Genomic DNA, 9566 nt, shown 5'->3' with positions numbered 1-9566 from the left:
GGTGAGGGATTCTTGGAAGGAGTTTCGTTTGGAGCCTTATTTCTCCTTATCTCCTCTGAGCTATTGAAAAGGGGGTGATAAAACTGGGGTAGATCAGGGTTACGACTGAAAGTTGACAAATAAGCTTCCTGTTTGATATACTCTTTTTTCAGCTTTGAAATTCAGGTAAGGTGATATAACATGTACGCGATCTTCAGATCTGGTGGAAAACAGCATAGGGTTGCGGTAGGCGATCTGATAGACGTTGAAAAGCTTGATGTGCCGGTGGGCGAGAGGATAACAATAGACGATGTGTTGATGGTCTATGGTGACGGCGAAGTGAGAGTTGGCAATCCCAAGGTTGAAGGGGCAGCTATAATCGCCGAGGTGGTCGCCCACGGCAAAGATAGGAAGGTGATCGTCTACAAGTTCAAAAAGCGAAAGAACTACAGGCGCAAAAGAGGTCACAGGCAGTATTACACGAGGCTCAGGATCGAGGAGATAAAGGTCTGAGCCTTTCGGAGGTGTTAGACATGGCTCACAAGAAAGGCGGCGGCAGCACACAAAACGGTCGTGATAGCCGCGCTAAAAGGCTTGGGATAAAGAGATTTGGAGGACAATTCGTCAAGGCGGGTGAGATACTGGTCCGACAGCGCGGAACGAAGATCCATCCCGGCAGAAACGTAGGCCGTGGAGGAGATGATACCCTTTTTGCCCTCACGAGCGGTTATGTCGTGTTCGAAAGGAAGGACAAGAGAAGAAAGAAAGTAAGCGTCTATCCGGAACTACCCGCCCAAATGGCATCAACCTGAGCTCTACCGATATTCCTAAGCTGTGCCTCTTTGAGGAAAATATAGATCGGCTCCTCCTCGAGGAGCCTCAATTTCTATGGGTCATACAGATATCAGATGAGATGCATCTGGACAGAGCTAAAATACATGTAAAAGCCGGTGATGGCGGGAACGGCTGTATAAGCTTTCGAAGGGAAAAGTTCGTCCCCAGAGGCGGACCCGATGGAGGTGATGGGGGTAAAGGAGGAGATGTGATCTTCGAGGCAAGCCCCCACCTCAGTACCTTGATAGATCAGATCTACACCCGACATTACAAGGCTCAAAACGGCGAGCACGGGAAGGGCAAGTTGATGCATGGGAAGGACGGCGAGAATCTCATCGTCAAAGTGCCTGTCGGAACGATCATAAGGGACGCCGAGACCGGAGAGCTGATAGCGGATCTGGACGAGCCGGGCAAAAGGGCGCTCGTCGTCCGTGGTGGAGTAGGCGGCAGAGGCAATGCACATTTTAAAAGCAGCACCTATCAGGCTCCAAGGGTCGCCGAAAAAGGCGAGCCCGGCGAGGAGAAATGGCTCGAGCTGGAGCTGAAACTGATCGCTGATGTGGGATTGGTAGGACTCCCAAACGTCGGAAAATCTTCCCTCTTAGCCAGAGCCTCGGCCGCGAAGCCTAAGATAGCCGATTACCCGTTTACAACCCTCTCCCCGAATCTCGGTGTCGTTCGACTGGCTCCGGAGAAAAGCTTCGTCATGGCCGACATACCCGGACTGATAGAGGGAGCACACGAGGGAGCCGGCTTAGGGGACGAGTTCCTGAGACATGTCGAGAGGACGAAGCTGCTTATCCACATGATAGATGCCTCCGGGTGTGAAGGAAGGGATCCTTTGGAGGATTATCATATCATAAACAGGGAGATATCCCTCTACAACCCCAGATTGTCTAAACTCCCACAGATCGTCGCTTTAAACAAGATCGATCTTCCTCAGGCGAAAGAAAATCTGCCTCGCCTCCTCGAATTCTTCCACAAAGAGGGCAGGAGGGCGCTCCCGATATCGGCACTCACAGGCGAAGGAGTTCATGAACTCCTTTGGGTGACATACGGATTGCTTAAGAGGATAAATGAGATTTTGGCTCGTAAGAGGGAGAGAAAGCACGCGTCGAGCGGCAAACCTGTCAGGAAAAAATCTCCCCCCTTCACAATCAGAAAGGAAGGAGGTAAGTTTGTGGTTGAGGGCGAGAAAGTCAAAAGAGCCGTGGTGATGACTGATTTCGAGAATGAGGAGGCGATCATGCTCTTCCATCGCAAGCTGAGATCCCTTGGGCTCTACTCCGCTCTGAAAAGGTTAGGGGCTAAGGAAGGAGATACCATTCGGATAGGCGATTTCGAATTTGAATATGCAGAGTGAAGATAAACAGTCATGAGCTCGCGAAACGTGGATTTCGACATGGTTAAAAGGATTGTGGTGAAGGTTGGGACCAGCTCGATCGTCAGAAAGGATGATATGGGGCTGGATGAGGAGAAGCTGGATAGGATCGTGGATGATCTCGCATCGGTCAAATCGAGCGGCAGGGATGTGATCCTGGTAACTTCCGGGGCGATAGGAGCGGGGGCCGGCAAATTGGGCCTCAGATCCCGTCCTAGAGATATTCCCACTCAGCAAGCCGCCGCCGCCATCGGACAGAGTCTCCTGATGAACGCCTACGAACGAAGTTTCTCCAGACATGGCATCACCGTCGGTCAGATGTTACTAACAAGAGATGACTTCAGCGACCGGAGGAGATATACGAACATAAGCAACACGCTGATCGCCCTTCTCAGATATGGCGTCGTACCCATAATCAACGAGAACGACACGGTAGCGGTCGAGGAGATCAAAGTCGGTGATAATGATATGCTCTCGGCCTTCACGACGCTTTTGGCAAGGGCTGATCTGCTGGTTATTCTCTCAGACATCGACGGCCTCTACACGGCTGACCCCAGAAAGGAACCCAACGCCAAGTTGGTGGACGTCGTCGAGGAAATAACGGATGAGTTGAGGGCTTTTGCCGGCGGAAAGGGCGGTGAGCTGGGAACGGGCGGGATGGACACCAAACTGGCGGCAGCGGAAGTGGTCATCGGATCGGGCGAGATGATGGTCATCGCCAACTCCTCCATTCAGATGCCTGTCACGAGGCTCCTCAAGGGTGAAAGGATCGGAACCCTCTTCCTGCCAAGGAAGAAGGGAAGGAAATTGCCGGGTAGAAAGCGGTGGATAGCCTACTCCCCGAGAATGAAAGGAGCGGTCAGGGTGGACAGGGGAGCATACGAGGCGCTTGTGAGAAAAGGAGCAAGCTTGCTCGCGTCAGGGATAATAAGCGTTGAGGGAAAATTCGATTTCGGTGATACCATAAGATGTCTGGATGAGAAGGGTAGGGAGTTCGCGAGGGGGCTCACCAATTACAGCTCAGAGGAGATCAAAAAGATCATGGGGCACAAAACCTCCGAGATAGAGTTGATCCTCGGCTACAGGTACTACGATGAGGTGATACACAGGGATAACCTTGTTATCCTTAAGCCGTTACCCTAATTGTAAGCCATCCCTGAAGTCTACAATTTGGCTTCTCTACTGAACTGAAGAAGTTGGCTCACCGGACGAAGGGATATAGTAAGAGTTGAGGAGATGCCTGTAGTTTCCCTCGTTAATTTGACAATGGGAAGGAGTTATGATAAACTCTTCAATAAGCTTTAAGGTGGTAGGGGTTATGAAAAAGCATCTCCTTTATCCAATGCCCACGGCTGACGCAGTGATAGCTATTATCATCATAATACGAATAGCCGCGCCGTGCGTGGTGGGCGGCGGATGAAGGAAATCAATCTTAGTTTCAGGCCCACCGTCGCACAAAGCGATGGTGGGCTTTTTTGTTAAGGAGGTCAACCAAGATGCGATCGGTTGAGATCTACGATACGACGCTGCGAGATGGTAGCCAAGCTGAGGGTATATCCTTCTCCGTGGAGGATAAGTTGCGAATAGTCCAGGAGCTCGATGAATTCGGAATACCATACATAGAGGGAGGATATCCGGGATCGAACCCCAAGGATATCGAATTTTTCAGACGGGTTAGAAATCTAAAGCTGAGAAAAGCCGTCGTCGTTCCCTTCGGCAGCACTAGAAGGGCGGACACCCCTCCGGAGCGGGATACCAATCTTAACGCTTTGCTTGAAACGGAGCTCCCTATGATCACCATATTCGGCAAGAGTTGGAAACTACATGTCAGGGAGGTTCTCAGAACCACGCTCGATAGGAACCTTCAGATCATAGAGGACTCCATGCGATACCTCACGGGCAAAGGCAGGAAGGTCATATATGATGCCGAGCATTTCTACGATGGGTATAAGGACGATCCGGAGTATGCGATTGAAACGCTTAAAGCAGCCGTTCGCGGTGGCGCCTATAGGTTAGTGCTCTGTGATACCAACGGGGGTAGCCTTCCAAGTGAGATAAAAAGGATAACAGAGGAGGTAGCTAAAAGATTTGATGTGCCGTTGGGGATACATGCCCATAACGACTCCGGAATGGCCGTGGCCAACTCCATAATGGCTGTGGAAGCCGGGGCGATTCACGTCCAGGGGACGGTGAACGGATATGGCGAGAGATGTGGTAACGCCGATCTATGCGTGCTGATCCCCAACCTTCAGATCAAGATGGGTATCAGATGCGTCCCCGACGATTCGTTAAAAAAGCTGACCTCACTCTCGATACTTGTGAGCGAGCTGGCCAACCTATCCCATGACGATCGTCAGCCGTATGTCGGCAGAAGCGCCTTCGCCCATAAAGGCGGGATGCATATCGACGCCGTGCGTAAGACCACCAGATCCTTCGAGCATATCGATCCCGCCTTGGTTGGAAATCAGAGGCGTATATTGATCTCAGAACAAGCCGGTAAAAGCGCCATACTGATGAAGGTCGAGGATGAGTTTCCGAACCTCGACAAGAACTCCCCTGAGGCGCAGGAGCTTTTCAGAAGACTTAAGGAGGCCGAGAAAGAGGGATATCAGTATGAGGCCGCTGAAGCATCCTTCAAGCTGTTGGCCAATAAAGTCCTTGGAAGGTATAGACCGCTGTTTGAGGTCCTGGGGTTCAGGATCATCACCGACAGTTTCCTCGTCGACGGCGACCACGTGATCAGATCTGAGGCGACGATAAAGGTGAAAGACCCTAAAGGCAACGTCGAGCATACCGCCGCCGAAGGCGATGGGCCGGTAAACGCTATGGATATGGCGCTCCGAAAGGCGTTGGAGACCTTCTATCCGGAGCTGAAAAACGTCCATCTGACCGATTTCAAGGTGAGGGTGCTCGACAGCCGAGCGGGCACGGCTGCTAAGGTCAGGGTTTTAATCGAGGCCAGCGACGGAAAGGAGGTCTGGGGGACGATAGGGGTTTCGGAAAACATAATCAAGGCGAGCTGGGATGCCCTGGTGGATAGTCTTGAGTATAAATTGTTCAGGACTAGAAAAGGCTGAGAAAATCTTGCCCGCTTCGGATATACCGGTTATAATATAGTGGAGCGATTAAACCGAGGGAGGTTTCAATTCGATGAACGGAAGATCCGGTCTCTCATCGGCAAGGATCACGCTGTTCGTGATATTCATACTCGTCATCTCAATCGTGGGGGTCTACGCCTTCGTGAGGAGCTCCAATGCCAGGATCCCCAGGCAATTTCAGCATTATGAAAGCCTGTTTGCACAGAGGGAATACGGATTATTGGCCGAAGAGTTGCCCAAGTTTATCAAGAAGCACCCCAAATTCGATGGGATACCGAGGGCGTATTTCTATCTCGCCGTATCCCTTCAGGAGAGGGGGGATTATCGCGGGGCGCTGAACGCCTGGCAGAATGCCCTCAGGTTGAACAGTGGGAGGGATATCCTCCACAGGATCTATTACGGTATGGGGATCTGTCACGAGAAAATGAATCAGATCGATCGGGCTGTGGAGAGCTTCTCCAATTGTTTCAAAGTGTTTCCCGATGGACCATTCTCGCCCAAAGCCCTTTACAACCTCGGTCTTCTCTACGGCAGGAAGGGAAATCTCTCCGGGGCGGTCGAAAGCTTCAAGACGCTGTTGGAGCGATTTCCGAGTGATCCCCAGGCAAAAGATGCGGCGGATACCCTTGGCGATTTAAATCTGAAATACATCCTTAAGGTGACTTCCATTCAATATGAAGTTAAGAGGGGGGACTCGCTTAAACTCATAGCCCGCAGGTTCAACAGCACGCCTGAGATGATAATGAGGGCCAGCAGGCTTAAATCGCATCTTCTCAGGGTCGGTCAGACGCTCAACGTGCCCCGCCCGGAGTTCACGCTGGAGGTGGATCTAAGCGATAAGCTATTACTGCTGAAATACAAGGGCTTTGTCGTTAAAACCTACCCCATAGGGATCGGCGCTCCGGAAACGCCAACTCCGACGGGCGAATTCAGGATAAGGAACAAGATCGTCAACCCGACATGGTACTCCCCTGATGGACCTATACCTCCGGGAGATCCCAATAACCTGCTCGGCACGAGATGGATGGGGATATCGAGCCAGAAGGTCAGCCTCTCCAAAGGCTACGGCATACACGGCACCACTAAGCCCGAATCGATAGGCAAGGCTCAGAGCGACGGATGTATAAGGATGCTGAACGGGGATGTGGAGGAACTCTTCGGCCTCGTAACCATCGGGACGCCTGTAATCATAAAGGAGAAAATCAAGAGGAGAATCTGGTTCACACCCATGCGGGAAAGGCGTGGTGGAGATGTCTCGTCTGGCCAAATTGGTCAAGGATAGGCTGGATGTGATCGTAGATCGGAGCGCATCCCTCATATCCAGGATCGGAGCCTATTCGAGCCGTCCCATAGATGAGCTTCGCTATAACGTAAGATCCCTTCTTGAGGGTATGCTGATGCTCATAGAAAGGGGCGAGAAAGGGAAGCTGGAAAACTCCCTTTCGCAGGTGGCTAAGCTTAGAGGCTCGCTCGATTTCAAACTCGGTGACGTCCAGAGGGCTCTTATCACAACCCGGGATGTGATCCTCTCAGAGGCGGGGGATCAGGTGAGTGATCCAGAGGAGATGTTCTCGCTCCTCAAGGAGCTTATCCGATACTACGATCTGATACTATGCCGTTACTCGGATATGTATCAGGAGGTCGTGAGGGCCAAGACGGAGGAGATCACGCGTGTAAAGGAGGAGGCAAAGCTCGACAGGCTTACCCTTATAGGTAAGATGGCCGCTAAGGTGGCACATGAGATCAGAAATCCGATTAGTTCCATAAATCTTAACCTAGAACTCTTGGAAGACGAGCTTGAGGGGTTTAAGGGGAGAGTTCAAACGGAGGAAGCCGAGGAACTGGTTAGATCCATTCGGGAGGTGTTAGATGGCCTGTCCAGGTTTGTCCAGGATTATCTCCAGTTCGCCAGGCTTCCCAGCATGGAGTTCAAACCCCACGACATCAACTTCATCCTGGAAAACCTGTTGAGTTTTCTCTCTACGGAGATCCGCGACAGAAGGGTAGAGCTTATAACCGATTTCGACGAAGATATCCCACCTATGATGCTGGATGAGGATCAGCTCAACAGGGCGTTGATGAACGTGCTTAAAAACTCCATCGAAGCCATGCCTGATGGAGGGAGGTTGATCGTCAGCACCAAGCTGAAAGGCGATATGGCTGTTATAAATATATCTGACAGCGGCGCTGGGATAGATAGGAGCGAGTGGGATAAGATATTTCTGCCCTTTTATTCGACCAAGAAGAATGGGACCGGCCTGGGCTTGCCCCTAGCCGATCAGATTATCAGGGAGCACGGCGGTTCTATCTCACTCACAAGCGCCCCTGGCAAGGGAACGACCTTCACGATTTCGCTCCCGGTGCCCGGAAGGAGGTAGGTGGGATCATGCATCTTCCCAATACCGTTTTGATCGTCGACGATGAAGCGCCTCTCAGGATCTCCCTCACGAAGATACTCAGGAAGGCAGGTTATGAGGTTAAGGAGGCTCCCAGCGGCGAAGAAGCGCTTGAAATAGTCAGACGGGAGCCCGTCAGCGTGGTTCTAACCGATTTGAAGATGCCTGGCATGGATGGCGTGCAGCTCCTCAGGGCGATAAAGGCGATCTCCCCCGAGGCTGAGGTCATCCTCATGACGGCTTACGGCACTATAGAGACCGCCGTTGAGGCGATGAAAGAAGGCGCATATGATTACATCGAGAAACCCCTCAGACGGGCAAAGGTGCTTAAAACCGTCGCCAATGCCATGGAAAAACAGGTGTTACTGATGGAGAACAGGTATCTCCATCAGCAACTGGAGGACGCCCGGAACGCCAAACGGATCATAGGTCAAAGCGAACCCATGAGACGCGTGATGGAGATCGTCCATCAGGTTGCACCTTCCTCGGCCACCGTTCTGATAGAGGGGGAAAGCGGAACGGGCAAAGAGGTGATCGCCAACGCCATACATTACCTAAGCGACCGGAAAGATAAACCCTTCATCAAGGTCAGTTGCGCCGCCCTGCCCGAAACGCTGTTGGAGTCGGAGCTGTTCGGTCATGAGAGGGGGGCTTTCACGGGGGCCGATAGACGCAAACCAGGCAGATTCGAGCTGGCCGACGGCGGGACGCTCTTCCTGGACGAGATCGGCCTGATGCCCCTCCACCTTCAGGTGAAGCTCCTCCGTGTTTTGCAGGAGCATGAGTTTGAAAAGCTCGGTGGAACCGAGACGATCAAGGTGAACGTCAGGTTAATAGCGGCGACAAACGTGGACCTCGCCGAAGCAGTTAGAGAGGGTTCCTTCCGTGAAGATCTATACTACAGACTCAACGTGATCAACATCAAACTTCCCCCGCTCAGGGAACGCAAGGAGGATATACCGCTGCTGGTGGATCATTTTATCAGGATATACAGCGATAAAAACTCAAAGCCGCTCAGGGGGATATCCAAAGGCGCCATGTCTGCTCTGATGCGGTATGAATGGCCGGGAAACGTCAGAGAACTGGAGAACGTCATAGAGCGAGCTGTGGTGCTCTCAAGAGATGAGGTGATAGATGAGGGAGATCTGCCCGAATATATAGTCGAGGGAGAGGAGGAACCAAGACTCATCACTATTCCGATCGGAACCCCCATGGACGAGGTGGAGCGGATAGTCATAAACGAGACGCTGAAACACACCAAAGGAGATAAGATGCTGGCCGCTAGACTTCTCGGCATATCCTATAGGACGATTTACAGGAAGTTAAACGAGTAAATCAAGGAGTTGCCGCTCGTGGAGGAAAGGACGAGGTCTATCGTCCGCGGGAGAAGGAAACTGATTGACAACATGTCAATCTGAAACCGGCTGTCAACCTCGAAAAAGTGACAAAATTACACATGGATGTGAGAGGGAAAGGTGGGAGCGATCCTCCCGCCTTTTCATATGCGATTCCGACGATGTGAAATCGATGGCACGGGGATTGCTATATGTAAATTATGGAGCGCTGAAATCCGATGCGTTTCCGCTAATATCGGCATGCTGGAGCTCGAGTGAGCGTTGAACTGCCGGCAGTGGTATGTTGGATTCGTAAGATTCGGAAGCGTATCGGAGTTAGCTTCTAGCCCTCCGACTCCCCCCTAGATGGCGTAGGTGCCCAACCTACGCCATTTTTTTATCCTCTTTTAAAAGGCCGGTAGTCTCCCCTAATCGTGTTGGTGTATAATAGATACACATCAAGCGATTGGGGGATAGAAAATGGAACACACACGATTGGTTTCGCCCGGTTCCTTCTGCTGGAACCCAGATTGTCCTGACTACG

General features: G+C 51.8%; 8 protein-coding genes. All 8 read left to right on the top strand.

What is annotated here, in order from left to right:
- The first annotated feature begins 180 nt into the window (after positions 1 to 180).
- The 8 genes from rplU (at position 181) to J7M22_08695 (ending at position 9022) form a co-directional block, all read left to right on the top strand.
- On the top strand, positions 181 to 492 hold the full coding sequence (rplU, locus tag J7M22_08730; protein MCD6506695.1) for a 50S ribosomal protein L21: 312 nt from the start codon (positions 181 to 183) through the stop codon (positions 490 to 492).
- 20 nt (positions 493 to 512) lie between these two features.
- Positions 513 to 791, top strand: a complete 279-nt coding sequence (gene rpmA / locus J7M22_08725) for a 50S ribosomal protein L27 (GenBank protein ID MCD6506694.1) — start codon at positions 513 to 515, stop codon at positions 789 to 791.
- 101 nt (positions 792 to 892) lie between these two features.
- A complete protein-coding gene (gene obgE / locus J7M22_08720) occupies positions 893 to 2176 on the top strand; it encodes a GTPase ObgE (protein MCD6506693.1) in 1284 nt (427 codons plus the stop codon).
- A 39-nt stretch (positions 2177 to 2215) separates the two neighbouring features.
- A complete protein-coding gene (proB, locus tag J7M22_08715) occupies positions 2216 to 3337 on the top strand; it encodes a glutamate 5-kinase (GenBank protein MCD6506692.1) in 1122 nt (373 codons plus the stop codon).
- A 353-nt stretch (positions 3338 to 3690) separates the two neighbouring features.
- Positions 3691 to 5271 (top strand): citramalate synthase, encoded by a 1581-nt coding sequence (locus J7M22_08710; protein MCD6506691.1) that lies wholly within the window; start codon positions 3691 to 3693, stop codon positions 5269 to 5271.
- A 73-nt stretch (positions 5272 to 5344) separates the two neighbouring features.
- Positions 5345 to 6574 (top strand): L,D-transpeptidase family protein, encoded by a 1230-nt coding sequence (locus J7M22_08705; GenBank protein MCD6506690.1) that lies wholly within the window; start codon positions 5345 to 5347, stop codon positions 6572 to 6574.
- Positions 6543 to 7670, top strand: coding sequence for a hypothetical protein (locus J7M22_08700; GenBank protein MCD6506689.1), 1128 nt, complete (start codon positions 6543 to 6545; stop codon positions 7668 to 7670). The genes J7M22_08705 and J7M22_08700 overlap by 32 nt, the downstream gene beginning before the upstream one ends.
- 8 nt (positions 7671 to 7678) lie before the next feature.
- Positions 7679 to 9022 carry a sigma-54-dependent Fis family transcriptional regulator gene (locus tag J7M22_08695; protein ID MCD6506688.1) on the top strand — a complete coding sequence of 448 codons (1344 nt, stop codon included), beginning with the start codon at positions 7679 to 7681 and terminating at the stop codon, positions 9020 to 9022.
- The last annotated feature ends 544 nt before the right edge of the window (positions 9023 to 9566 follow it).

It is taken from the genome of Candidatus Poribacteria bacterium (genome assembly GCA_021162805.1).
Lineage (GTDB): Bacteria > Poribacteria > WGA-4E > B28-G17 > B28-G17 > JAGGXZ01.
This window is presented reverse-complemented; position numbering and strand designations above follow the sequence as displayed.

Bases quoted from the DNA above. Each gene is read 5' to 3' on its own strand.
- proB (MCD6506692.1), top strand. From the start codon at position 2,216: ATGGTTAAAAGGATTGTGGTGAAGGTTGGGACCAGCTCGATCGTCAGA.
- rpmA (MCD6506694.1), top strand. From the start codon at position 513: ATGGCTCACAAGAAAGGCGGCGGCAGCACACAAAACGGTCGTGATAGC.
- J7M22_08695 (MCD6506688.1), top strand. From the start codon at position 7,679: ATGCATCTTCCCAATACCGTTTTGATCGTCGACGATGAAGCGCCTCTC.
- rplU (MCD6506695.1), top strand. From the start codon at position 181: ATGTACGCGATCTTCAGATCTGGTGGAAAACAGCATAGGGTTGCGGTA.
- J7M22_08705 (MCD6506690.1), top strand. From the start codon at position 5,345: ATGAACGGAAGATCCGGTCTCTCATCGGCAAGGATCACGCTGTTCGTG.
- J7M22_08700 (MCD6506689.1), top strand. From the start codon at position 6,543: ATGTCTCGTCTGGCCAAATTGGTCAAGGATAGGCTGGATGTGATCGTA.
- obgE (MCD6506693.1), top strand. From the start codon at position 893: ATGCATCTGGACAGAGCTAAAATACATGTAAAAGCCGGTGATGGCGGG.
- J7M22_08710 (MCD6506691.1), top strand. From the start codon at position 3,691: ATGCGATCGGTTGAGATCTACGATACGACGCTGCGAGATGGTAGCCAA.